Raw genomic sequence first — 23,422 nt, 5'->3', positions numbered from 1 at the left:
GTCTCCCCGGGCCCGAAAGGGCCGAGGGGAAGCACCGCCTGAGAGGCATGGTGCCAGTTGTGCCAGTGTCAATGCAGGCGCCTGCACCCGTTCGGACGCGGATAGGTTGGTCTGTATGCGTGCAGTGGTACAGAGGGTCGACGGGGCGAAGGTCGTCGTCGCAGGGGAGACGGTCGGCGAAATCGTCGGCGAAGGGCTGTGCGTCCTGGTGGGCGTCACCCATGACGACACACCGGACAAGGCGGCGCAGCTGGCGCGGAAGCTGTGGTCGGTGCGGATCCTGGAGGGCGAGAAGTCCTGCTCGGACGTGAATGCGCCCTTGCTGGTGATTTCGCAGTTCACTCTCTACGGGGACGCCCGCAAGGGGCGCCGCCCCACCTGGAACGCGGCGGCGCCCGGTGACGTCGCCGAGCCGCTGGTCGACGAGGTGGTGACGCGGCTGAGGGAGCTGGGGGCGACGGTGGAGACGGGCCGGTTCGGGGCGGACATGCGGGTCTCGCTCACGAACCACGGCCCGTTCACGATCGTCGTCGACGTCTGACGCTCACCGCGTCCGACGCTCACGGCCTCGGACGCTCACGTCGTCCGGCGCTCACGGCTCGACGACGGTCTCCTGGGCGGCGGCGGTGTTCCCCGCCATCAGCTCGGCGTCCACCGGCACATTGCGCTTGACCAGCGCGAGCGCGATCGGGCCCAGCTCGTGGTGGCGTACGGATGTGGTGACGAACCCGACCTGCCGCCCCTCCTCGCCGTCCGCCTTCAGCCGGATCGGCGTGCCGTGCGGGGGCAGGTGCACGTCGCTGCCGTCGAGGTGCAGGAAGACCATGCGGCGCGGCGGCTTCCCCAGGTTGTGGACGCGCGCCACGGTCTCCTGGCCCCGGTAGCAGCCCTTCTGGAGGTGGACGGCGCTGCCGATCAGGCCGATCTCGTGCGGGATGGTGCGGTGGTCGGTCTCGAAACCGAGCCGGGGCCGGTGCGCCTCGACGCGCAGCGCCTCGTACGCCCACATCCCGGCGAGCGGCCCGTGGTCCTTGGCGTACGTCTCCAGGTCGCCGCGCGGCAGGAACAGGTCCCGGCCGTGCGAGGTCTCCCGTACGGCGACGCCTTCCGGCACCTCGGCGATGGAGCCGGCCGGGAGGTGGACCACGGCGATGTCGTCGGTCCGGTCGGCGACCTCGACCCGGTAGAAGAACTTCATCGACTCCAGGTAGCCGATCAGCGCCTCCTGCGTACCGGGCTCGACGTGCGCCCAGACGGTCTCGCCGTCGTCCACCAGGTACAGGGCGTGCTCGATGTGGCCGTTCGCGGAGAGGATCAGCGCCTCGGTGGCGCGGCCGGCCGGGAGGTCGCTCACGTGCTGGGTCAGCAGCAGGTGCAGCCAGCTGAGCCGGTCGTCGCCGGTGACGGTGACGACACCGCGGTGGCTCAGGTCGACCAGGCCCGTGCCGGCGGCGAGGGTGCGCTGCTCGCGGAACAGGTCGCCGTAGTGCGCGGCGACACCTTCGTCACGCCCCTCGGCGGGGACGGCGCCGGGCAGGGACAGCAGAGGGCTGGTCGGTGATTGTCGCAGCATGTGATCAGCCTACGACTCGTCGCCGAACGAAGCCTCCGCCTCCGGGGCCTCGCTCGCCTTCCTCGTGCAGTCCTCGCACCGTCCGAAGATCGCGAAGTGCTTCATGTCGGTGTCGAAGCCGAAGGTCCGGCGGAGTTTCGCGGTGAACTCGGCGGCCACCTCGACATCCGCCTCGATGACGTTCGTGCAGTCCCGGCACACCAGGTGGAGGTGGTGGTGCCGGTCGGCGAGGTGGTAGGTGGGGGCACCGTGCCCGAGGTGGGCGTGGCTGACCAGGCCGAGCTCCTCCAGGAGCTCCAGCGTCCGGTAGACGGTGGAGATGTTCACACCGGAGGCGGTCTTGCGGACCTCGCCCAGGATGTCGTCGGGCGTCGCGTGCCCCAGCACGTCCACCGCCTCCAGGACAAGCTGGCGCTGGGGAGTCAGCCGGTAGCCGCGCTGCCGTAGGTCGCTCTTCCAGTCGGTGCTCACCACGCGCTCCAGTGTAGGAGCACCGACCGCGGAACCCGAGGGCTACTTGAAGAACGCGATGCCGTCGTCCGGCAGGTCACCGAGGTCCTTGGCCCAGGCCTCGACCTGCTCGGGGGTGACGACCTTCTTCAGGTGGGCCGACATGTAGGGGCGCAGCGGCACCTCGGGCGTCGACTTCTCGCCGACCCACATCAGGTCGCCCTTCACATAGCCGTACAGCCGCTTGCCGCCGCTGTACGGCCCGGAGGCGGCGGTGCGCGCGACGGCGTCGGTGGCCAGGTCGATCTGCGGCTTCTGGTCGGCGAGCTCGCCGTACCAGACCTCGACGATGCCCTGGTCGCGCACCATCACGATCTCGACCTTGCGCTCCTTGTCGATGCGCCAGTAGCCGCTCTCGGACTCCAGGGGCTTGACCTTGTTGCCCTCGGCGTCCAGGACCCAGCTGCGGGAGGTGTACTCGATGAAGTCCCGGCCGTCATGGCTGAAGGTCACGGACTGACCGAAGTTGCACTTCTCGGCGCCGGGGAAGTCGGAGACGCCCGCGCCCTCCCACGTGCCCAGGAGGAACGCGAGGGGGACGAGGTCCGGGTTGAGGTCGGACGGGATCTCGATCATCAGCAGCTCAGTCGATCTGTAGGAGTGGTCAGCGCTGGCCCTGGTACAGCTTCTTCACGGTCAGGGCGGCGAAGCCGAGCACGCCGACGGCGACCAGGACCAGCAGGGCGGAGAAGAAAGCCTCAAGCACAGGGTGCTCCTCGGTGAGCGGTACGGGCGAAGAAAGGGCCGACTCCCAGCGTAATGGGTGGGGGCCCGGCCCTCCGTGTGAGGTTCCCCGCCGCGCACTACAGTGCGGCGTATGGCGAAGAAGCTCGTGATCAAGGTGACCGCAGGGGCCGACGCCCCCGAACGCTGCTCGCAGGCCTTCACGGTGGCGGCGGTGGCCGTGGCCAGCGGGGTCGAGGTCTCCTTGTGGCTCACCGGTGAGTCCTCGTGGTTCGCGCTGCCGGGGCAGGCGGCGGAGTTCGAGCTGCCGCACGCGGCGCCGCTGCCGGATCTGATCGACTCGATCCTGGCGGGCGGGCGGATCACGCTGTGCACCCAGTGCGCGGCGCGGCGCGAGATCACCGAGAAGGACGTGCTGGAGGGCGTGCGGATCGCGGGGGCTCAGGTCTTCGTCAGCGAGGCGATGGCGGACGGCACGCAGGCCCTCGTCTACTGATTGCGGCGCTTCTTGCCGTCGAGCTCGTCCCACCACTCGTCGGAGATCGGGTCGCCGGAAGGGTCGTCCCACCAGCGGTCCTCCGGCCCCCGCCGGTTGGCGACCATCGCGGCGACCGGGGGGATGACCATGGCGACGAAGCACATGGCGACGGCGGCGGGCGTGGACCACAGCCGTACGACGGCCCAGGCGCCCACGAAGAGCACCAGGCAGGCCGTCATCATCCCGAAGTAGATGTGCCGACGCCGGGCGTACATGTTCTCAGCGTACGACGGGGCTACGACCGAAGGGCCGCACCTCGGTCCCGGTAAGCGTCCAACCCCCAGGAGGTGCGGCCCTTCGGCCGGTATGCGTGCCGTTGCCGTCACACGGCGATGGCGACCTCGGCCAGGCCGCCCTGCTGGGCGACGACCGTGCGGTCGGCCGTGCCGCCCGGGACGAGGGCGCGCACGGTCCACGTGCCCTCGGCCGCGTAGAAGCGGAACTGGCCGGTCGCGGAGGTCGGGACCTCGGCGGTGAACTCGCCGGTCGAGTCCAGCAGGCGCACGTAACCGACGACGGGCTCGCCGTCCTTGGTCACCTGGCCCTGGATCGTGGTCTCACCGGGCTTGATCGTCGAAGCGTCCGGGCCGCCGGCCTGTGCTCCACACATGGGGTACTCCTGAGGGGTCTTCGGGGAGGGGGAGGACGGGAGGTCCGGGACTACTTGTTGGCGCCGAGCTCGATCGGCACGCCGACGAGGGAGCCGTACTCGGTCCACGAGCCGTCGTAGTTCTTGACGTTCTCCTGGCCGAGCAGCTCGTGCAGGACGAACCAGGTCAGGGCCGAACGCTCACCGATGCGGCAGTAGGCGATCGTGTCCTTCGACAGGTCGACCTGCTCCTCGGCGTACAGCGCCTTGAGCTCCTCGTCGGACTTGAAGGTGCCGTCGTCGTTGGCGTTCTTCGACCACGGGATGTTGCGGGCGCTCGGCACGTGGCCGGGGCGCTGCGACTGCTCCTGCGGGAGGTGCGCCGGGGCGAGCAGCTTGCCGCTGAACTCGTCGGGGGAACGCACGTCGACCAGGTTCAGGTTGCCGATCGCGGCCACGACGTCGTCGCGGAAGGCGCGGATGGAGGTGTCCTGCGCCTTGGCCTTGTACTGGGTCGCCGGGCGGTTGGGGACCTCGGAGCCGTCGACCAGGTCGCGGGAGTCGAGCTCCCACTTCTTGCGGCCGCCGTCGAGGAGCTTGACGCTCTCGTGGCCGTACAGCTTGAAGTACCAGTAGGCGTACGACGCGAACCAGTTGTTGTTGCCGCCGTAGAGGACGACGGTGTCGTCGTTGGCGATGCCCTTCGCGGAGAGGAGCTTCTCGAAGCCCTCCTGGTCGACGAAGTCGCGGCGGACCGGGTCCTGGAGGTCCTGCTTCCAGTCGATCCGGACGGCGTTCTTGATGTGGTTCTTGTCGTAGGCCGAGGTGTCCTCGTCGACCTCGACGATGACGACCTTCGGGTCGTCGATGTGGGCCTCGACCCAGTCGGCGTCTACCAGGACGTCGCTGCGGCTCATGTTGGTTTCTCCTCCGGGGCAGTGTGCGGCGGGGTACGGCAGGGTGTGGCGGGGTGGTGCCGGATGCTCTTCGCGTCGTCGCGTACGGGGGTACGGGTCTACGTGGATTCGGCACAGGGGCGGGCCTCGATGGGCGGCCGGCCCTGGGACACGGGAGGTCGGGCTCCCGCTCAGACGGAGCGACAGAGCATGGCGGCGACGCGGCACAGGTCTACTGCCCGCCGCTTCGTGAGATCCGCCTGTCGCTTCATGACGCCGATCGTAGGGACGGACGGGTGGCCGTGTCACCGGCGTGTCGTATCGTGAGACACGATCGTCCGCGATATGGGATGCGAACTCCCCCGGAAGGGTGACGGCCGCCCGCCGCACGGGGCACTGCCGCTCGCCATCTGCGGAGCGGACGCCGTCGTCTCACGATGTGGCCGAACAGGGCCTGCGGCGGTGTTTCAGCCCGCCAGCACGACGTCCGTGCCGGTGACCGTGACCACCACGCCCTCCGGCGTGGCCTCGACCTTCGTCAGCTTCAGCCCGGTCGGGAGCCCGCCGACCTGCCGGTCGAAGTCCGTGCGCTCGCGGATGCGCTCCTCCACGCCCGGAATGCCCTCGCCGGGCACCTTGTCGGCGCGTACGCGAATGGTGTCGCCGGCGGCGAGGCTGACCGAGGACAGCACGCTGCGCGTGACGGTGCCCAGCACCGGGATCTCGACCGAGCCGGTGACCTTGACCTTGCCGTTGCCGCCGTAGCCGACGGTGACGTCCTCGCCGGACGCCTTGCCCAGGTCGGCGTAGGAGATGCGCGCGGTACCGGAGGCGGAGGCGGCGACCGCGGTGGAGAAGTTGTTCTGCAGCCGCACGTGCTCCAGGGCGGCCTTCATCTCGGTGACGCGGACCTTGCGGCCGCCGGCCGACGCCTCGACGCCGGTGAGGGTGACGTCGACCTGGTCCAGTTCCTTGCCCATGACCTGGGTCAGGAAGGGGAAGCCCTTGATCGAGACGTCGGCGGAGCCGGCCAGGCCCTGGTTGGCCCGTATGCGCTCGGCCGCCTCACCCTCGGCGTAGTTCACCGCCAGGCGGTCCGCGATGATGAAGAGACCCCCGAGGATCACAGCGGTGATCAGCAGTATTCGCAGTGCTCGCATTGCTCGGTGTTCCCCCACCCTGTCCGCGACCGCCCCCGTCACATCATGATCGACGCGCGAAGCTACCCGTTGGTTCCCCTTCCCCCGCACGCGTCACTCAGGCCAGCGCGCGCCCCAGCAGGTAGACGGCGGGCGCGGCGAGCGCGAGCGGCAGCGCCACCCCGGCCGTCATGTGCACGAAGCGCGAGGGGTAGTCGTAAGCGGCGACCCGGTGCCCGACCAGGGCGCACACCCCGGCGCCCAGCCCCAGCAGCGCACCCTGCGCCCCCAGCCCGGTCACCCCGCCGACGGCGACACCGGCACCCGCGGCCGCGAGCAGCGCCACCACGAGCGACGCGGCGCCCGGCAGCGGCAGGGCGCGGGCCACCACCGTGACGGCGACCGCGAGGCCGCCCACGACGACCGCGCCGGAGGCGGCGGACGCGGCGGCCAGATACCCGGCCGCGACGACGGCGAGGGCGGAGGAGGCGACGGTGGCCATCAGGCCGTACTGCCGCTCGTCGGAACCCGCGTGACTGCGCAGCTGGAGGACCAGCACGAGGAGCACCCACACCCCGAGCGTGCCGAGGATCGCGGCGGGCGCGTGCTCCGCACCGGCCGCGAGCAGCGCGACGTCCGCGGTGAGGCCGCCCGCGAAGGCGAGCGCGATGCCCTGGCGGGCGGGCCACATGCCGTTGAGCCGGAACCAGCCGGCGGCGGTGACGGCCTGGAGCAGGACCAGCGGGAGCAGCAGCCCGTACGGCCCGAGGGCGGCGCCCGCGGCGAGGAGGCCGCCGAGGGCGGCGGTCAGCACGGCCGGCTGCATGCCCGGGTCGATGATCGGCGAGCGGCCCTCGGCGCGGGCCCGCTGGGCGTCGGTCAGCCGGACATGGCCGGAGGTGGTGGGCGCGCTGTAGCCGGCAGCGGTGCTCTCCGGGGTGCCGGGCGCGGGGTCCGGGGCGACCGCCCGCAGGTGGGTGGTCGGCGTGTCGTACGGAACCTCGGGAGGCAGCGAGTACGCGCCGGAGCCCGCGGCGCCCTGCACCGGAAGGTGAGCGGTGTCGGCGGCGGCCACGGGCGGGGCGGGCTGCTGCTGGTACGCCGTGGGCCGGACGGCCGGCTGGTACTGCGTGTCCCAGGTCTGGCCCTCCCACGTCTGCGCGACGTCCGGGTCCTGGTACCCGTGTCCGTACGGATACTGCTGATCGCTGCTCATGCTGTGGGGTTCACCCTCCTGCGAACGGCGGAAGCACCTCGACCGTGCCGCCCTCGGCCAGCCGTACGGTCTCATGGCTCCGGGTCCCGACGGGGTCACCGTCGACCAGGAAGGAACACCGCTGGAGTACCCGGGCCAGCTCGCCCGGGTGCCGCTCGCGGACGGCGTCCAGCGCCTCGGCCAGGTTCTCCGCGGCGTACGGCTCCTCGGAGATCCCGGCGGCGGCCTTGGCCGCGGCCCAGTAGCGGATCGTCCCCGCTGCCATGGCGGCACTCCTTTCGTCGGCCTCGTCGGCATCCATCATGAGCCATGGCACCGACAGCCCGTCCGCCATGCGGTCGGCCCAGCCCGTGAATCCATGGGCGACAACGATCGCCGTGTCCGTGACACTGGCTGTATGCGGTGCTGCGAGCGGCGGACGGACCGCGACACGGACCCCGCCGGATGTACGCAACGTTGCGTACAGAGGGCCCGGCGTGAGCGAGGGAACATCCACGATGTGAAATGCGCCCTCTTTCTCGGAGCTCCTGTGGGCTATTGTGCTGGGCAGAGGATCCGGGCAACGCAGCCCCCGGATCCTTTTGTGTTTTCCGACCGTTGTTACAGGCAGGTGAACAAGGGCTCTCAGGGCGCGGGGAGCCTCGTACGAAGCAGTGCCGCAACGTCCTCGCAGGGACCGAGGAGGAACCGACGTTATGGGCCGGCGAACCGTGCACGACCATAGGACGACGACCGGGGCAGGTGGAGTCCGATGAGCTCTCTGCTGCTCCTGACCAATGCCCTCCAGCCGTCGACGGAGGTGCTCCCCGCCCTCGGACTGCTGCTGCACAACGTGCGCGTGGCCCCCGCCGAGGGCCCGGCCCTCGTGGACACCCCGGGCGCGGACGTGATCCTCGTCGACGGCCGCCGCGACCTGCCGCAGGTGCGGTCGCTGTGCCAGCTGCTGCGCTCCACCGGGCCGGGCTGCCCGCTGATCCTGGTCGTCACGGAAGGCGGTCTCGCGGCCGTCACCGCCGACTGGGGCATCGACGACGTCCTCCTGGACACGGCCGGTCCGGCCGAGGTCGAGGCACGGCTCCGGCTGGCGACGGGCCGCCAGCAGATCACCGCCGACGACTCCCCCATGGAGATCCGCAACGGCGACCTGTCGGTCGACGAGGCGACGTACAGCGCCAAGCTCAAGGGCCGGGTCCTGGACCTGACCTTCAAGGAGTTCGAGCTGCTGAAGTACCTGGCCCAGCACCCCGGCCGGGTCTTCACCAGGGCGCAGCTCCTCCAGGAGGTGTGGGGGTACGACTACTTCGGCGGTACGCGCACGGTCGACGTCCACGTGCGGCGGCTGCGCGCCAAGCTCGGCCCCGAGCACGAGTCCCTGATCGGCACCGTCCGCAACGTCGGCTACCGCTTCGTGACGCCCGAGAAGGTGGAGCGCGCGGCCGAGGAAGCCCGGACGAAGGAGACGAAGGCGGCCAAGGCGGCGGCCGTCACCCGTACGGAGGACACCGAAGAGGTGGAGGAAGCCGCCGTACGACCTGCCCAGAGGTAGGTCACCCCGCGTAGACTGCCGCGCGTGGCCAAGGTGACGCGGGACGACGTGGCACGACTTGCGGGTACTTCGACCGCGGTCGTGAGCTACGTCATCAACAACGGACCCCGGCCGGTCGCCCCGGCCACGCGCGAGCGGGTACTCGCAGCGATCAAGCAGCTGGGCTACCGGCCCGACCGCGTCGCGCAGGCCATGGCCTCGCGGCGCACCGACCTCATAGGCATGATCGTCCCCGACGCCCGGCAGCCGTTCTTCGCGGAAATGGCGCACGCGGTCGAGAGGGCCGCCGCCGACCGCGGGAAGATGGTCCTCGTCGGCAACTCCGACTACCGCGACGAGCGGGAGATCCACTACCTGCGTGCCTTCCTCGGCATGCGGGTCGCCGGACTGATCCTGGTCAGCCAGGGCATGAGCGAGCGGGCCGCCCAGGAGATCGAGGCGTGGGACGCGCGCGTGGTGCTGCTCCACGAGCGGCCCGAGGCCCTCGACGACGTCGCGGTCGTCACGGACGACATCGGCGGCGCGCAGCTCGCCACCCGCCACCTCCTGGAGCACGGCCACGAGTACGTCGCCTGCCTCGGTGGCGTCGAGAACACCCCCGCCGTCGGTGACCCGGTGGCCGACCACGAGGAGGGCTGGCGCCGCGCGATGCTGGAGTCCGGCCGCTCGGTGGAGGGCCGGCTGTTCCAGGCCCCGTACAACCGCTACGACGCCTACCAGGTGGCCCTGAAGATCCTGGCGGGCCCCGACCGGCCGCCGGCGATCTTCTGCTCCACGGACGACCAGGCGATCGGCGTCCTGCGCGCGGCCCGCGAGCTGCGCCTGGACGTGCCGGGCGACCTGGCGGTGGCGGGCTTCGACGACGTCAAGGAGGCCGCGCTGACGGACCCGCCGCTGACGACGGTCTCCTCCGACCGTCCGGCGATGGCCCGCGCGGCGGTGGACCTGGTCCTGGACGACGGGCTGCGGGTGGCGGGGTCGCGCCGGGAGCGGGTCAAGCAGTTCCCGTCGGCGCTGATAGTGCGCCGGTCCTGCGGGTGCGACGGACAGTAGCCCCTCCTGGCGGGGCGCCTTTACACCGGGCATACGAGACTTTGCCCGGACTCTCAGTGCCTCCTCATACAGCTCTCATGTACGGCTCGCAGAGTCGTACCCATGACGGACCACACCCACGGTGACCCGCAGCAGCAGGCGTTCGCCCACCCGCCGCCCCCCGCGTACGCGCCGACGTACGCGCCGACGTACCCGCCGGCGACACGGCGTCGCGCCAAGCGTCCCGTCGCACTGATCGCGGCGGTCGCCATCGCCGCCGCCCTGGTCGGCGGAGGCACCTCCGCGCTCGTGCAGGAGCTCACCGGCGACGGCACCGCACCGACCGCCACCAACGGCGTGACCGGCACCCACGTGTCCCAGTCGGGCAAGGGCACCGTCGCCGGGGTCGCCCGGGCGGTGTCCCCGAGCATCGTGGAGATCAACGCGACGACCGGCTCCGGCAAGTCCACCGGCTCCGGCGTGATCATCACCGCCGGCGGCGAGATCGTCACCAACAACCACGTCATCGCGGGTGCCTCCGAGATCAAGGTCCGGCTCAGCGACGGCAGGACGTACACCGCCGAGGTCGTCGGCACCGACCCCGGCAAGGACCTGGCACTGATCAAGCTCCAGGGGGCGTCCGGGCTGAAGGCCGCCACCCTTGGCGACTCCGGCAGGGTCCGGGTCGGCGACCAGGTCGTCGCCATCGGGTCGCCCGAGGGACTGACCGGCACCGTCACCAGCGGGATCGTCTCCGCGCTCGACCGCGACGTGACGGTGGCCAAGGAGGGCGGGGGACAGCAGCCGGACCCCCGCCAGGGCTGGCCCTTCGAGTTCGGGGGACAGCGGTTCAACGGCGACACGGGCGCCTCGAAGACCACGTACAAGGCCATCCAGACCGACGCCTCGCTCAACCCCGGCAACTCCGGCGGCGCGCTGATCGACATGAACGGCGAGATCATCGGCATCAACTCCGCCATGTACGCGCCGAGCTCCGCCACCGGCTCCACGGCCGGCAGCGTCGGCCTCGGCTTCGCCATTCCGGTCGACACCGTGAAGGCGGACCTGGACGATCTCCGGTCCGGATCGGGATCGTGACGCGTGCGACGCTGGCCCCATGAACACTGACGCCGACCGCATCCTGATCGTCGACGACGAGCCCGCCGTCCGCGAGGCGCTCCGGCGCAGCCTCGCCTTCGAGGGGTACGGGACGGACGTCGCCGTCGACGGCGCCGACGCGCTCGCGAAGGTGGACGCGTACGCCCCCGATCTCGTCGTCCTCGACGTCCAGATGCCCCGCGTGGACGGCCTCACCGCCGCCCGCCGCATCCGCGCCGCCGGCTCGACCGTCCCCATCCTGATGCTCACCGCCCGTGACACGGTCGGCGACCGCGTGACGGGCCTGGACGCGGGCGCGGACGACTACCTGGTGAAACCGTTCGAGCTGGACGAGCTGTTCGCCCGCATCCGGGCGCTGCTGCGGCGCAGCTCGTACGCGGCGGCCTCGGGCGGCGCGGAGCCCGAGGGCGATGTGCTGGCCTTCGCCGACCTGCGGATGGACCTGGCGACGCGCGAGGTGACGCGGGGCGGGCGGCTCGTGGAGCTGACCCGTACGGAGTTCACGCTCCTGGAGATGTTCCTGTCGCACCCGCGGCAGGTGCTGACCCGGGAGCAGATCCTCAAGTCGGTGTGGGGCTTCGACTTCGAGCCGAGCTCCAACTCCCTGGACGTGTACGTGATGTATCTGCGGCGCAAGACGGAAGCGGCGGGCGAGCCCCGGCTGGTGCACACCGTGCGGGGTGTGGGGTACGTGCTGCGCGGCGGGGCCGCCGAGTGACCGGACCGCTCCGCCGCTTCCGCGCGCTGCCGCTGCGCTCGCGCCTCGCCCTGCTGACCGCGACGGCGGTGGCGGTGGCGGTGGCGGCGGTGGCCGTGACGTGCTGGTTCATGGTGCGCAACGCGCTGGTGGGGTCGCTGGACGACGCGCTGCGGGAGAACCGGGTGGCCCCGGCGGACGTCCTCGCCGTGTACCGGACGGCCTGCCGCGCCCCGGGCACGCCCCCGCCGGACCGCCCCAACCAGGACCTGTTCAAGCAGACCATCCAGGTGGTCGACGCCAAGGGCGTCAGCTGTGTGGTCTACGGCCAGCAGTCGGTCACCGTGACCCCCGACGACGTCGCGGTCGCCGACGGGCGGGCGGCGGAGACGGCGCACAACGCGCGGGCGTCCGACGGCTCGGACTACCGGGTGCTCACCTATCCCCTGCCGGGTTACTCCGGCGCGGTGTCCGTCGCCCGGCCGCTCAACGAGGTGGACGACGCCCTGAACACCCTCACCCTCGTCCTCGGTCTCGTCGCCGGTATCGGCGTCCTCGGCGCCGGCGCCGCCGGCCTGTGGGTGGCGCGGACGGGGCTGAAGCCGGTGGACCGGCTGACCGGGGCGGTGGAGCACGTGGCGCGGACGGAGGACCTGACCGTCCGCATCCCCGTGGAGGGCGAGGACGAGATCGCCCGCCTGTCGCGGTCGTTCAACGCGATGACCGCGGCCCTGGCCTCCTCCCGGGACCGGCAGGCGCAGCTGATCGCCGACGCGGGGCACGAGCTGCGTACGCCGCTGACGTCGCTGCGCACCAACATCGAGCTGCTGGCCCGCAGTGAGGAGACGGGGCGGGCGATCCCGCCCGAGGACCGGCACGCCCTGATGGCGTCGGTCAAGGCGCAGATGAAGGAACTGGCCGCCCTGATCGGTGACTTGCAGGAGCTGTCCCGGCCGGACGCGGCGGCCCCGGGGCGGTTGGAGGTGGTCGCGCTGCACGACATTCTCGGTACGGCGTTGGCACGGGCGCGGCTGCGGGGTCCGGAGCTGACGATCGCGGCCGACGACGTGCGGCCCTGGTACGTGCGGGCGGAGCCGGCGGGGCTGGAGCGCGCACTGGTGAACGTCCTGGACAACACGGTGAAGTTCTCCCCGCCGGGCGGCACGGTGGAGGTGGCGCTGGTGGACGGCGAGCTGACCGTGCGGGACCACGGGCCGGGCATCGCACCCGAGGAGCTGCCGCACGTGTTCGAACGGTTCTGGCGGTCGCCGTCGGCGCGCGGCCTGCCCGGGTCGGGGCTCGGCCTGTCGATCGTGGCGCGGACGGTGCGGCAGGCGGGCGGCGAGGTCGCGCTCACCGCGGCGGAGGGCGGCGGAGCCCGGGCGGTGATCCGGCTGCCGGGGGCTCCGACGCCGCCGCCGTCGGAACCGACAGCGGCCTGATCCCCCGGCCGGGGCCGGTTCCCCCTCGGCCCCGGCCGGGGGCGTGGCTCCCCAGCTTTCCGTCGCCGATCTTGTGGCGCAAATTGAGGTGGCCGGTATCCGCCATGACGTTTTTCACCGGTGGCCGAGGCAACCTCGGGCCGGAAAATCTCATGCGGGAGCGCTTCAGGCGTTGTGGCGGATCAGGGACTCGACGAGTCCCGCGCGGGTGTTGGGGAAGTCCATCGGGACGATGCCGAGCCCCTTCCAGCCGCTCGCTTCCGCCCCGTCGAGGAAGCCGTGGACGCGCGGGTTGAGCCGGTCGGCGTTCCAGCGGGGCGGGAGCAGAGGGGCGGTGGAGACGTAATTGACGTACAGCTTGCCGGGCTGTGCGGCGGCCTTGCGGAAGTGGGCCTCGATCTTCGGGTACTTGGCGAAGGGCTCGGCCATGTAGTCGTCCTGGATGTCGAACAGCGCGCCGTCCCCGTACCGCACGCCGGGCAGGCCGCCGTTGTCGGCGAGGAGGACGACCTTGCCGCGTGCCTCGCCGAGCGCGGGCAGCCCGTCGCCGATGCGGAAGAGGGGGCGCCAGCCCTTGGCGTCGAGGTAGAGGTCGAAGATCCGCCGGAAGGTGGCGTTGGAGTACTCCTGTTTCACGCGCATCATCACCGTCTCGGACGGGTGCGAGCGACGCTCGTGTTCTGGCAGGCGACCCACAGCCCGTCGGCGGGGGCGGCGGAGTTGTGCGTGCCGGGGATGGTCAGCGCCCGCAGCGGGGTGTCGCCGGGGAAGCGGGCCATCCAGTCCTGGGTGCCGAGCACCCGGGTGCGGGCGCGGGCGGGGGTGCCCAGCAGGGCGGTGGCGGACAGGGCGGCGGTGGCCGCGAGGAAGCTGCGTCGGCTCGGGTCCAGGTCCACGTCCATGCGCGGGAGAATGACGCGTACACGACATTGCTGCCAGAGACGTGCGCGGGGCGGCACGGCCGTTCACCGGCCCCCCGCCCCGCGCTCGTACCGCGTCCTACTTGATGACCGTGATCCGGTCGGCCTTCGGCGGCGCGATCGGCGCGCTCGCCGACGAGTTGGCCGCCAGGTAGGCGTTGAAGACGTCCAGGTCCGACGCGCCGACCAGCTTGTTCTTGCCCTGCGCCAGGGCCGGGAAGCCGTCGCCGCCGCCCGCGAGGAACTCGTTCATCGCGACGCGGTAGGTCTTCGCCGGGTCGAGCGGCTCACCGTTCAGCTTCACCGAGCCGGCCACGACACGCGCCGCGCCCGTCTTGGTCATGTCGAGGGTGTAGGTGAAGCCCTTCGACACCTGGAGGATCTTCGGGGAGGCCTCGTTCGAGCCGCTGACCTGCTGCTGGAGAGCGGTGATCAACTGGGCGCCGGTCAGGTCGACCACGTTCATCATGTTGGTGAACGGCTGCACGGTGAACGCCTCGCCGTACGTCACCACCCCGTCGCCCTCGGCGCCGGACGCCTTGTACACCAGGTCCGAGCGGATACCGCCCGGGTTCATCAGCGCGATCTGCGCACCGCCCTTGTCGGCGGGGGCGAGCCCGGCGAGCTGCGCGTCGGCGATCAGGTCGCCGAGCGGCTTCTCGTACGCGGTGGAACCACGGCCGTTGATGTCGGCGGAGATGTAGCCCTGCGGCTTGTTGGCGATCGGCGCGGCCAGCTTGCTCCAGCGCTCGATCAGCGAGGTCATGTCGGCGGCCTTCGGTACGTCACGCGACACCACGTGGTTCGCCGACTCCACCGACGTCCGCACGATGTCCTTGGTGCGGCGGTCGTACGTCAGCGTCGTGTCCGTGTAGAGCTTGCCGTACGAGGACGCCGAGGTGACCATGCGCGGCTTGCCGGACGGGTCCGGGATCGTGCACACGTACGCCTGGTGGGTGTGACCGGTGACCAGGGCGTCGACCTGCGGGTTCAGCTTCTTCGCGATGTCGACGATCGGGCCGGAGACGCCGTCGCCGGCGCCCGGGCTGTCGCAGTCGTAGTTGTACGAGGACGAGGCCGGCGCGCCGCCCTCGTGGATCAGGGCGACGATCGACTTGACGCCCTTGCGCTCCAGGACCTTCGTGTACGTGTCGATCGTCTCGACCTCGTCACCGAACTTCAGGCCCTTGACGCCCTCGGCGGTGACGATGTTCGGCGTGCCCTCCAGGGTCACCCCGATGAAACCGATCTTGACGCCCTTGCGCTCCCAGATGAAGTACGGGTCCAGGATCGGCCTGCCCGTCTTCTCGTCCGTCACGTTGGCCGCGAGGTACGGGAACTTCGCGCCGCGGAAGGTCTTGCCCTCCTCGTAGCAGCCGCCGGTGGGGTGGCAGCCGCCGTTCTGCATACGGGCCAGTTCCTTGGCCCCCTCGTCGAACTCGTGGTTGCCCACGGACGACACGTCGAGCTTCAGCTTGTTGAGCGCCTCGACGGTCGGCTCGTCGTGGAAGAGGCCCGACAGCATCGGCGAGCCGCCGATCATGTCGCCCGCGGCGGCGGTCACGGAGTACGGGTTGCCCTGGCGCGCGGTGCGCAGGTGCGTGGCGAGGTACTCGACACCGCCCGCGTCGATCTTCTCGGCCGTGCCGTCCGGGTGCGTGTGGGTGACCTGCCCGGACGAGCCGGCCGGCGGCTCCAGGTTGCCGTGCAGGTCGTTGAAGGAGAGCAGCTGCACGTCAACGGTGCGGCCCGGGTGGTGGCCGGCGGGCTTGCCCCGGTCGTCGGCACCTGCCGGCAGGGCGGCGACCAAGGCGCCGACGGTGGCCAGTCCGGCGGCGGTGGCGAGTATCCGCCGCCCCGCACGGTTCTTCTTCGCTGTCGCTGACATCTGTCCCCTCGTTGGTCAACAAGTCGTGTACGGCCCAGCGCAGCCTAGGGTCAACGCGCGTAGCGCAACAGGGGGTGGAGGGTTACAAGCCGGTTGCCATCGGCCGCCGTAGGCTCGTACGCATGACGACTGACGCCCCCGTACCGGCCCTCGAACCCGGCCGCCGTATCGATACCTTCGACGAGCTCACCCACGAGCAGGCCCAGGACGTCCTCGCCCTCCTCGCCGACGCCGCCCGCGCCGACGGCATGCAGGCCGTGTCCGAACAGGGGCGGCTCCAGCTGCGCGGTGGGCGGCGCGAAGGGGTGTCGCACCTGCTGCTCACCGTCCGCGGCGAACTCGTCGGCTACGCCCAGCTGGAGGACACCGACCCCGTCGAGGCCCCGGCCGCCGAACTGGTCGTCCACCCCTCGCACCGCGGGCGGGGCCACGGCCGGGCGCTGGGCTCCGCGCTGCTCGCCGCCTCGGGCAAGCGGCTGCGCGTGTGGGCGCACGGCGGCAAGTCGGCCGCCCGCCACCTGTCCCAGGTCCTGGGGCTGACCCTCTTCCGGGAGCTCCGGCAGATGCGCAGGCCGCTCGCCGACCTGTCGGACCTCCCCGAGCCGGTGCTCCCGCCCGGCATCGCCGTGCGCACCTTCGTGCCCGGCCAGGACGACGCGGCGTGGCTGGCCGTCAACGCCGCCGCGTTCGCCCACCACCCCGAGCAGGGGTCACTGACCCAGCGGGACCTGGACGACCGCAAGGCGGAGCCGTGGTTCGACCCGAAGGGCTTCTTCCTCGCCGTTCGGGAGCCGGACGGCGAGATCGTGGGCTTCCACTGGACGAAGGTGCACGCCGAGGAGCAGTTGGGCGAGGTGTACGTCGTCGGCGTCAGCCCCGAGGCGCAGGGCGGCGGCCTGGGCAAGGCGCTGACCGCGATCGGGCTGCGGCACCTGGCGGCCGAGGGCGTGCCGACGGCGATGCTGTACGTGGACGCGGACAACACGGCCGCGGTGCGGGTGTACGAGGGGATGGGCTTCACCACGCACGAGGTGGACCTGATGTACCGCTCGGAGACGTGACGTACCGCCCGCAGACGTGACGGCGGTGACCTGAGAGACGGGCGAGGTGTTGACACCTCGCCCTCTCTTGCACCACCCTTTCACTACTTGATTAGTGAAAGGGTGGTGCAAGGACGTGGTCGAGTACCGCATCGACCGGCGCAGCGGCGTCGCCACCTACCTCCAGATCGTCCAGCAGACCAAACAGGCCCTCCGCCTGGGCCTACTGGAACCCGGCGACAAGCTGCCCACGGCACGCGAGGTCGTCGAGGCCACCGCCATCAACCCGAACACGGTGCTCAAGGCCTACCGCGAGCTGGAACGGGAGGGCCTCGTCGAAGCCCGCCGGGGCCTCGGCACCTTCGTCCGGAGGACCCTGGGCAGCGCCCCGGCCGACTCCCCCCTGCGCGGCGAACTCGCCGACTGGGCCGCCCGCGCCCGTGCGGCCGGACTGGAGCGGGACGACGTGACGGCGCTCTTCACCTCCGTACTGGAACAGCTCTACGAGGGGGACCACTCATGACCAGCGCCTTGGAGGCCCACGGCCTCGGCAAACGGTACGGGCGGCGGCAACCCGCCCTGCACGACTGCGCCTTCCGGCTCCCCGCCGGCCGTGTCTGCGCGCTCGTCGGCCCCAACGGCGCCGGCAAGTCCACACTCCTCGCCCTGGCCGCCGGCCTGATGCGGCCGACCGCCGGCACGGTCCGGGTCCTCGGCACCGACCCGGCGTCCGCCCGCGGGCGCATGGCGTACGTCGCCCAGGACAAACCGCTGTACCCGCAGCTCACGGTCGCCGACACCCTCCGCATGGGCGCCGAACTCAACCCGGAACGCTGGGACGCCGACGCGGCGGAGCGCGTCGTCGGAACGCTCGATCGCGCCGCCCGCGTCCGCAGCCTCTCGGGCGGCCAGCGCACCCGCGTCGCGCTCGCCCTCGCGCTCGGCAAGCGCCCCGAACTGCTCCTGCTCGACGAGCCCATGGCCGACCTCGACCCGCTCGCCCGCCACCAGCTCATGGGCACGCTCATGGCGGACGCGGCCGAGCGCGGCACGAGCATCGTGATGTCGTCGCACATCCTCGGCGAACTGGAGGGCGCCTGCGACTTCCTGCTGCTCGTCGACGGCGGCCGCGTCCGCCTCGCCGGCGGCATCGACGACATCCTCACCGCCCACACCCTGGTCACCGGCCCGGTCGGCGACCTGGCCCCGCACACGGTCGTGGAGTCCCGCGTCACCGGCCGCCAGCTCACCGCGCTCGTCCGCCGCGACGGCCCGGTCGACACCGCGTCCTGGCACACCACGGAACCGTCCCTGGAGGACCTGTTGCTCGCCCATCTCCGCTCCCCGGACGCCCCGCCGCTCCTGACCCCGAGCGCGTCCCCGGCCGTGGGCGGGACGGTGGCGGCATGAGCGCCCTCACCCCGCAGGGGCTGACCTGGACGGTGCTCCGGGTGCACCGCAGAGCGCTGCTGGTCTCCGGCGCCTTCGTCACGCTCGCCGCCATCGCCCTGGTGTGGCTGCGCTCGGTGGGGCAGGAGGCCGCGGGTTTGCCCACGTCGTGCGCCTCACCGGCCAGACCCGGGGTGCCGCTCTGCGACGCCGAGTTCTTCCAGCGGCCGCCCTCCGACTTCGCCGGGGACATGAGCCTCGCCTCCACCGTCATCGCGTGGCTCCCGCTGGCCGTGGCCCTCTATGCCGGCGCCGTGATGTTCGGAGCGGAGCTGGAACGCGGCACGGCCCGCCTCGCCTGGACCCAGTCCGTCACTCCCGGTCGCTGGTTCGCCGCCAAGCTCGTCCTCCCCGCCGTGGTGATCACCGCAGGCTTCACGGTCCTCTCCCTGCTGTACCGCTGGGCCCGCGGCTCCGCCCCCCGTGCGCTGTCCGACGAGTGGTACTACCCGGACGTCTTCGTGGCGATGGGCCCCGTGGTCCTCGCGTACGCCCTGCTCGCCCTGGCCGTCGGCGCGCTCGCGGGCCTGCTGGTACGCCGTGCACTACCCGCCGGGGGTATCGCGCTCGCCGTCACCGGCCTGGTGATGGTGCTCTGCGAGCGGTGGCGGTCCGACCTGTGGCCCCCCGTCGAGCAGGTGTGGAAGAACTCCCGCGGCGAAATCGGCAACAGCTCCTGGCAGCTCGACATGGGCATGATCACGCCCTCCGGCCGGCGCATCCATGACTGCCTGCAGCCGGGCGTCCCGGCACCGCCGGGGTGCTACGAGGCCCGCTCGGCGCGCCAGTGGTACCACCTCCACCACCCGAGCTCGCACTCCTGGCCCCTCCAGCTCGTCGAGACCGGCATCGTCCTCGCCCTCGCGGCCCTGGCCACGGTGATCGCGTTCCGGGTGCTGCGCCGCCACCACGCGTAACCACCGCCCCGGGGCGGACGGCCAGGACGGGGGTCCGGCCGTCCGCCCCCAGCACGTCACGTCGCCGTTACCGACCATTCAGACACGCTTGCGAAGCTCGCTCAATGAAGCCCGCCACGTCCGCGGCCCGCTCCGACGCGCTTGACCAGCCCATCGCGCGGAAGAATGGTGCCATGAGCCAGCAGCCCGCCGAGGTCCAGGTCCCGCAGTCCCAGCCGTCCGTCGGCTCCATTGCCGCGCACCGGCCGCACACCGTGGCGCACGTCCCCGTGTCCGACCTCGCACGGGATCTCGACGCCGATCTCGACTCGTACGAGGAGGACGGCACGGGCGCCGAGCTGCCGGCCGGCCGGTTCCTGGACCGGGAGCGCAGCTGGCTGGCGTTCAACGAGCGGGTGCTGGAGCTCGCCGAGGACCCGGCGACCCCGCTCCTCGAACGAGCCAACTTCCTCGCCATCTTCGCCTCCAACCTGGACGAGTTCTTCATGGTCCGGGTGGCGGGCCTCAAGCGCCGGATCGCCACCGGCGTGGCCACCCGGTCCGCGTCCGGGCTCCAGCCCCGCGAGGTCCTCGACCTGATCTGGACCCGGTCGCGGGAGCTCATGGCCCGGCACGCCGCCTGCTTCCAGCAGGACATCTGCCCCGCGCTGGCCGACGAGGGCATCCACCTCATCCGCTGGCCCGAGCTGACCGAGAAGGAGCAGGCGCGGCTGTTCACGCTGTTCCGCCAGCAGATCTTCCCGGTCCTCACGCCGCTCGCCGTCGACCCCGCGCACCCCTTCCCGTACATCTCCGGCCTCTCCCTCAACCTGGCCGTCGTCGTCCGCAACCCCGTCAGCGGCCACCGGCACTTCGCGCGCGTGAAGGTCCCGCCGCTGCTCTCCCGGTTCCTCGAGGCCTCCCCTCAGCGCTACGTCCCCCTGGAGGACGTCATCGCCGCGCACCTGGAGGAACTGTTCCCGGGCATGGAGGTGCTGGCGCACCACATGTTCCGGGTGACCCGCAACGAGGACCTGGAGGTCGAGGAGGACGACACCGAGAACCTGCTCCAGGCGCTGGAGAAGGAGCTCATGCGGCGCCGCTTCGGGCCGCCGGTGCGCCTGGAGGTCGAGGAGTCGATCGACCCGTACGTCCTCGACCTCCTCGTCCGCGAGCTGAAGGTCTCCGACGCCGAGGTCTACCCCCTGCCCGGGCCACTGGACCTGACCGGCCTCTTCGGCATCTCCGCCCTCGACCGGCCCGAGCTGAAGTACCCCAAGTTCGTCGCCGGGACCCACCGCGACCTCGCCGAGGTCGAGTCGGCGTCCGCGCCCGACATCTTCGCCGCCCTGCGCGAGCGGGACGTCCTCCTCCACCACCCTTACGACTCGTTCTCCACCTCCGTCCAGGCCTTCCTGGAGCAGGCGGCCGGCGACCCCGACGTCCTGGCCATCAAGCAGACCCTGTACCGCACCTCCGGCGACTCCCCGATAGTCGACGCCCTCATCGACGCCGCCGAGTCCGGCAAGCAGGTCCTCGTCCTCGTCGAGATCAAGGCCCGCTTCGACGAGCAGGCCAACATCAAGTGGGCCCGCAAGCTGGAGGAGTCGGGCTGCCACGTCGTGTACGGGCTGGTCGGCCTGAAGACCCACTGCAAGCTGTCGCTCGTCGTCCGCCAGGAGGGCGACACGCTGCGCCGCTACAGCCACGTCGGCACCGGCAACTACCACCCCAAGACGGCCCGCCTGTACGAGGACCTGGGCCTGCTGACCGCCGACCCGCAGGTCGGCGCGGACCTGTCCGACCTGTTCAACCGGCTGTCGGGCTACTCCCGCCGCGAGACCTACCGCCGCCTCCTCGTCGCGCCCAAGTCGCTGCGGGACGGCCTGATCTCACGGATCAACAAGGAAATCGTCCACCACCGCGCGGGACGGCCCGCCTACGTCCGCATCAAGGTCAACTCGCTGGTCGACGAGGCCGTCATCGACGCCTGCTACCGCGCCTCGCAGGCGGGCGTGCCGGTGGACATCTGGGTGCGCGGCATCTGCGCCGTACGGCCGGGAGTGGCCGGCCTGTCGGAGAACATCCGGGTCCGCTCGGTCCTCGGACGGTTCCTGGAACACTCCCGGATCTTCGCGTTCGGGAACGGCGGCGAGCCCGAAGTCTGGGTCGGCAGCGCCGATATGATGCACCGTAACCTCGACCGCCGCATAGAGGCTCTGGTACGGGTCTCCGACCCGTCCCACCGCGCGGCCCTCACCCAGCTGCTGGACACCGGCATGGCCGACACCACCTCCTCCTGGCACCTCGGACCGGACGGGGACTGGACGCGGCACGCGACGGACCACGACGGCCGGCCGCTGCGGCACGTCCAGGAGATGCTGATCGACGCGCGGAGGCGCCGACGTGCACAAACCTGACCACATCCCGGCCGGTTCCGCGGGGGAGACCCTGGCGCCCTACCTCCACGCCCGGGCGGCGGACTTCCTCCGCAGCCTCCGGCTCCACACCGAGTCCGGCGCGGACACGGCGGGCGCCGAGGAGGCCGCCCGGGGGCTGCGGGCCGCCGCCCGCCGCATCAGCGGAACGCTGCACACCTTCCGGCCGCTGCTGGACGCCACCTGGGCGGACCAGCTGCGCACCGAACTCGCCTGGCTCTCCGGCACGCTGGCGGCCGAGCACGCCTGTACGTCGCGGCTCGTCCGGCTCGTCGACGCGCTGGCCCGGCTGTCGGGCGGAACGGCGACGGTCCCGGCTCCCAGGAGCGGCGGGTCCGGAGCCCAGGCCCTGGCCGTGGGCGCCGCGCGGGCGGGGGCGCTGCTGGAGCGGCAGCTCACCCTGGCCAGGACGCGCGCCCACTCCGCCGCGCTCCAGGCGCTGGGCTCGTCCCGGTTCCACGCGGTCGCCGACGCGGTGGCACTCCTGGCCTCGGAGGTGCCCCTGGGGCCGGCCGCGGCCGCGCCGGCCGCCGAGGTGCTCGGCCCGCCCGCGGAGGTCGTCGAGCGGCGCCTGCTGGACGCGGTGGCCGCCCTGCCGATGGCCCCGGCGGTGGGCGGTGAGCAACTGGACGGGCCCTGGCACCAGGTGCGGCTCCTGCTGCGGCTGCACCGGTACGCGGGCGAAGTGCGGGGCGCGGAACCACTGCTGTACGAGGCGGGCCGGGCGCTGGACCGCCACCGGGACGCCGCGGAGGCCGCGGCCGCCGCCGCGACGGCCGCGCGTACGCCGCGCATCGCGCCCGCGACGGCCTACGCGCTCGGGGTGCTGCACGCGGACCAGCGGCACGAGGTGGAGGCGGCGCGGCACGCCTTCCAGCGCGCCTGGCAGCGGACGGCGGTGACGACGTGATCCGCGCGGCGGGCTGCGTGCTGTGGCGCCGCTCCCCCTCCGGCGACGGGATCGAGCTGGCGGTGATCCATCGCCGCAAGCACGCGGACTGGTCGCTGCCCAAGGGGAAGCTGGAGCCCGGCGAGGAGGCGCGGCAGGCGGCGGTCCGGGAAGTGCTGGAGGAGACCGGCATGACGTGCGCCCCCGGCCCCGAACTGCCCACCGCACGGTACGAGGTCTCCGGCCGCCCCAAGGAGGTCCGCTACTGGGCCGCCGAGGCCACCGGCGGGACGTTCGTACGCAACCACGAGGTGGACGACCTGGTCTGGCTGGCCCCCGAAGCCGCCCGCGCGCGCCTCACGTACGACAAGGACAAGGACCTCGTGTCCGCGTTCCTGGCCACGCGCTCGGCATTCTGACCGCCCCGCGGTCCCTGCCGGTGGGTGGGGGGTGCGGCCCCTCCGGGCGAGTGCTGCGCCCCGGCCCCGCGGTCCCTGCCGGTGGGTGGGGGTGTGGCCCCTCCGGGCGAGTGCTGCGCCCCGGCCCCGCGGTCCCTGCCGGTGGGTGGGGGGTGTGGCCCCTCCGGGCGAGTGCGCGCCCGGCCCCGCGGTCCCTGCCGGTGGGTGGGGGGTGCGGCCCCTCCGGGCTCACCTCCTCGAGGCCGGCGGCCTTGGGCTCCGGCAGGGGAGCCCGCCCGTTGCCGCCAACCTCTGCGGGGGCGACCCTGCACGGCCACACCCCGGTCGTACGCCGACTGCGGGCCGGATTTCCCCGGGCTGTGACTCGCGGTGCGGAGTCTGCGGGTGTGGGGGCCGCTGTGCCGTGTACGGCGAGGAGGGGCCGTGCAGGGTCGCCCCCGCAGCCGATCGGCGGCCGGAAACGGCGACGAGAGTGCTCGGGCACCCCGCCGACGGCGAGGAG

25 protein-coding genes and 1 pseudogene are annotated in these 23,422 nt (G+C 72.0%); 14 read left to right on the top strand and 12 right to left on the bottom strand.

What is annotated here, in order from left to right; genetic code table 11:
- Positions 1-115 precede the first annotated feature (115 nt).
- Entirely contained in the window at positions 116-541 is a 426-nt protein-coding gene (gene dtd / locus ABT360_RS24090) for a D-aminoacyl-tRNA deacylase (RefSeq protein WP_351820131.1), read from the top strand.
- A 51-nt stretch (positions 542-592) separates the two neighbouring features.
- Here the strand turns inward: dtd and ygfZ are convergent, their stop codons facing one another.
- The 3 genes from ygfZ to ABT360_RS24075 are packed head-to-tail and all read right to left on the bottom strand — an operon-like array spanning position 593 to position 2,659.
- Positions 593-1,573 (bottom strand): CAF17-like 4Fe-4S cluster assembly/insertion protein YgfZ, encoded by a 981-nt coding sequence (gene ygfZ / locus ABT360_RS24085; RefSeq protein ID WP_351820128.1) that lies wholly within the window; start codon positions 1,571-1,573, stop codon positions 593-595.
- Positions 1,574-1,582: 9 nt separating this feature from the next.
- A complete protein-coding gene (locus tag ABT360_RS24080) occupies positions 1,583-2,047 on the bottom strand; it encodes a Fur family transcriptional regulator (RefSeq protein ID WP_351820125.1) in 465 nt (154 codons plus the stop codon).
- Between the two features lie 39 nt (positions 2,048-2,086).
- The gene (locus ABT360_RS24075; protein ID WP_351820122.1) at positions 2,087-2,659 is read right to left on the bottom strand and encodes an FABP family protein; all 573 of its coding nucleotides are present in this window, start codon (positions 2,657-2,659) and stop codon (positions 2,087-2,089) included.
- 241 nt (positions 2,660-2,900) lie between these two features.
- On the opposite strand from ABT360_RS24075, the gene ABT360_RS24070 reads away from it, so the two are divergent.
- On the top strand, positions 2,901-3,263 hold the full coding sequence (locus ABT360_RS24070) for a DsrE family protein (protein ID WP_351820119.1): 363 nt from the start codon (positions 2,901-2,903) through the stop codon (positions 3,261-3,263).
- Here the strand turns inward: ABT360_RS24070 and ABT360_RS24065 are convergent.
- The 7 genes from ABT360_RS24065 to ABT360_RS24035 form a co-directional block, all read right to left on the bottom strand.
- A complete protein-coding gene (locus ABT360_RS24065) occupies positions 3,257-3,520 on the bottom strand; it encodes a DUF3099 domain-containing protein (protein WP_351820116.1) in 264 nt (87 codons plus the stop codon). The two genes, ABT360_RS24070 and ABT360_RS24065, sit on opposite strands and share 7 nt — an antisense overlap.
- 107 nt (positions 3,521-3,627) lie before the next feature.
- Positions 3,628-3,915 carry a DUF1416 domain-containing protein gene (locus ABT360_RS24060; RefSeq protein ID WP_064067594.1) on the bottom strand — a complete coding sequence of 96 codons (288 nt, stop codon included), beginning with the start codon at positions 3,913-3,915 and terminating at the stop codon, positions 3,628-3,630.
- Between the two features lie 50 nt (positions 3,916-3,965).
- Positions 3,966-4,811: a sulfurtransferase gene (locus ABT360_RS24055; protein ID WP_351820113.1), complete on the bottom strand. Its 846-nt coding sequence runs from the start codon at positions 4,809-4,811 to the stop codon at positions 3,966-3,968.
- A gap of 170 nt (positions 4,812-4,981) precedes the next feature.
- Complete coding sequence (locus tag ABT360_RS24050; protein WP_350497993.1) at positions 4,982-5,062, bottom strand: putative leader peptide; 81 nt, start codon at positions 5,060-5,062, stop codon at positions 4,982-4,984.
- Positions 5,063-5,257: 195 nt separating this feature from the next.
- Entirely contained in the window at positions 5,258-5,950 is a 693-nt protein-coding gene (locus tag ABT360_RS24045; protein WP_351820110.1) for an LmeA family phospholipid-binding protein, read from the bottom strand.
- Positions 5,951-6,047: 97 nt separating this feature from the next.
- Positions 6,048-7,220, bottom strand: a complete 1,173-nt coding sequence (locus tag ABT360_RS24040) for a hypothetical protein (RefSeq protein WP_444852317.1) — start codon at positions 7,218-7,220, stop codon at positions 6,048-6,050.
- Entirely contained in the window at positions 7,156-7,410 is a 255-nt protein-coding gene (locus tag ABT360_RS24035; RefSeq protein WP_351820104.1) for a MoaD/ThiS family protein, read from the bottom strand. The genes ABT360_RS24040 and ABT360_RS24035 overlap by 65 nt, the downstream gene beginning before the upstream one ends.
- Before the next feature lie 486 nt (positions 7,411-7,896).
- On the opposite strand from ABT360_RS24035, the gene ABT360_RS24030 reads away from it, so the two are divergent.
- From ABT360_RS24030 to ABT360_RS24010, 5 genes are all read left to right on the top strand, one after another.
- The gene (locus ABT360_RS24030) at positions 7,897-8,691 is read left to right on the top strand and encodes a response regulator transcription factor (protein WP_351820101.1); all 795 of its coding nucleotides are present in this window, start codon (positions 7,897-7,899) and stop codon (positions 8,689-8,691) included.
- A 24-nt stretch (positions 8,692-8,715) separates the two neighbouring features.
- The gene (locus ABT360_RS24025; RefSeq protein ID WP_351820098.1) at positions 8,716-9,744 is read left to right on the top strand and encodes a LacI family DNA-binding transcriptional regulator; all 1,029 of its coding nucleotides are present in this window, start codon (positions 8,716-8,718) and stop codon (positions 9,742-9,744) included.
- A gap of 102 nt (positions 9,745-9,846) precedes the next feature.
- Positions 9,847-10,821, top strand: coding sequence for a S1C family serine protease (locus ABT360_RS24020; RefSeq protein WP_351820096.1), 975 nt, complete (start codon positions 9,847-9,849; stop codon positions 10,819-10,821).
- Positions 10,822-10,840: 19 nt separating this feature from the next.
- Positions 10,841-11,560 carry a response regulator transcription factor gene (locus tag ABT360_RS24015; protein ID WP_351820094.1) on the top strand — a complete coding sequence of 240 codons (720 nt, stop codon included), beginning with the start codon at positions 10,841-10,843 and terminating at the stop codon, positions 11,558-11,560.
- Positions 11,557-12,981 carry a HAMP domain-containing sensor histidine kinase gene (locus ABT360_RS24010; RefSeq protein ID WP_351820091.1) on the top strand — a complete coding sequence of 475 codons (1,425 nt, stop codon included), beginning with the start codon at positions 11,557-11,559 and terminating at the stop codon, positions 12,979-12,981. The genes ABT360_RS24015 and ABT360_RS24010 overlap by 4 nt, the downstream gene beginning before the upstream one ends.
- A gap of 165 nt (positions 12,982-13,146) precedes the next feature.
- On the opposite strand, the pseudogene ABT360_RS24005 reads toward ABT360_RS24010, so the two are convergent.
- Positions 13,147-13,883: pseudogene (locus ABT360_RS24005) on the bottom strand (phospholipase).
- A gap of 97 nt (positions 13,884-13,980) precedes the next feature.
- Positions 13,981-15,789, bottom strand: coding sequence for a bifunctional metallophosphatase/5'-nucleotidase (locus tag ABT360_RS24000; protein WP_351820088.1), 1,809 nt, complete (start codon positions 15,787-15,789; stop codon positions 13,981-13,983).
- 122 nt (positions 15,790-15,911) lie between these two features.
- Between ABT360_RS24000 and mshD the strand changes: the two genes are divergently transcribed.
- The 7 genes from mshD (at position 15,912) to ABT360_RS23965 (ending at position 22,920) form a co-directional block, all read left to right on the top strand.
- A complete protein-coding gene (gene mshD, locus ABT360_RS23995; protein WP_351820085.1) occupies positions 15,912-16,850 on the top strand; it encodes a mycothiol synthase in 939 nt (312 codons plus the stop codon).
- 115 nt (positions 16,851-16,965) lie between these two features.
- Complete coding sequence (locus ABT360_RS23990; protein ID WP_351820082.1) at positions 16,966-17,352, top strand: GntR family transcriptional regulator; 387 nt, start codon at positions 16,966-16,968, stop codon at positions 17,350-17,352.
- Positions 17,349-18,239: an ABC transporter ATP-binding protein gene (locus tag ABT360_RS23985; RefSeq protein WP_351820079.1), complete on the top strand. Its 891-nt coding sequence runs from the start codon at positions 17,349-17,351 to the stop codon at positions 18,237-18,239. The genes ABT360_RS23990 and ABT360_RS23985 overlap by 4 nt, the downstream gene beginning before the upstream one ends.
- Complete coding sequence (locus tag ABT360_RS23980; RefSeq protein WP_351820076.1) at positions 18,236-19,195, top strand: hypothetical protein; 960 nt, start codon at positions 18,236-18,238, stop codon at positions 19,193-19,195. Before ABT360_RS23985 ends, ABT360_RS23980 begins: the two co-directional genes overlap by 4 nt.
- Before the next feature lie 173 nt (positions 19,196-19,368).
- On the top strand, positions 19,369-21,594 hold the full coding sequence (locus tag ABT360_RS23975) for an RNA degradosome polyphosphate kinase (protein ID WP_351820073.1): 2,226 nt from the start codon (positions 19,369-19,371) through the stop codon (positions 21,592-21,594).
- Complete coding sequence (locus ABT360_RS23970; RefSeq protein ID WP_351820070.1) at positions 21,581-22,522, top strand: CHAD domain-containing protein; 942 nt, start codon at positions 21,581-21,583, stop codon at positions 22,520-22,522. The genes ABT360_RS23975 and ABT360_RS23970 overlap by 14 nt, the downstream gene beginning before the upstream one ends.
- Positions 22,519-22,920, top strand: coding sequence for an NUDIX hydrolase (locus ABT360_RS23965; protein WP_351820068.1), 402 nt, complete (start codon positions 22,519-22,521; stop codon positions 22,918-22,920). The genes ABT360_RS23970 and ABT360_RS23965 overlap by 4 nt, the downstream gene beginning before the upstream one ends.
- Positions 22,921-23,422: the final 502 nt, after the last annotated feature.

The sequence above is a fragment of the Streptomyces sp. NPDC000229 genome, from assembly GCF_040300825.1.
Lineage (GTDB): Bacteria > Actinomycetota > Actinomycetes > Streptomycetales > Streptomycetaceae > Streptomyces.
The sequence above is the reverse complement of the archived record's forward strand: the minus strand, read 5'-3'. Positions and strand labels throughout refer to the sequence as shown.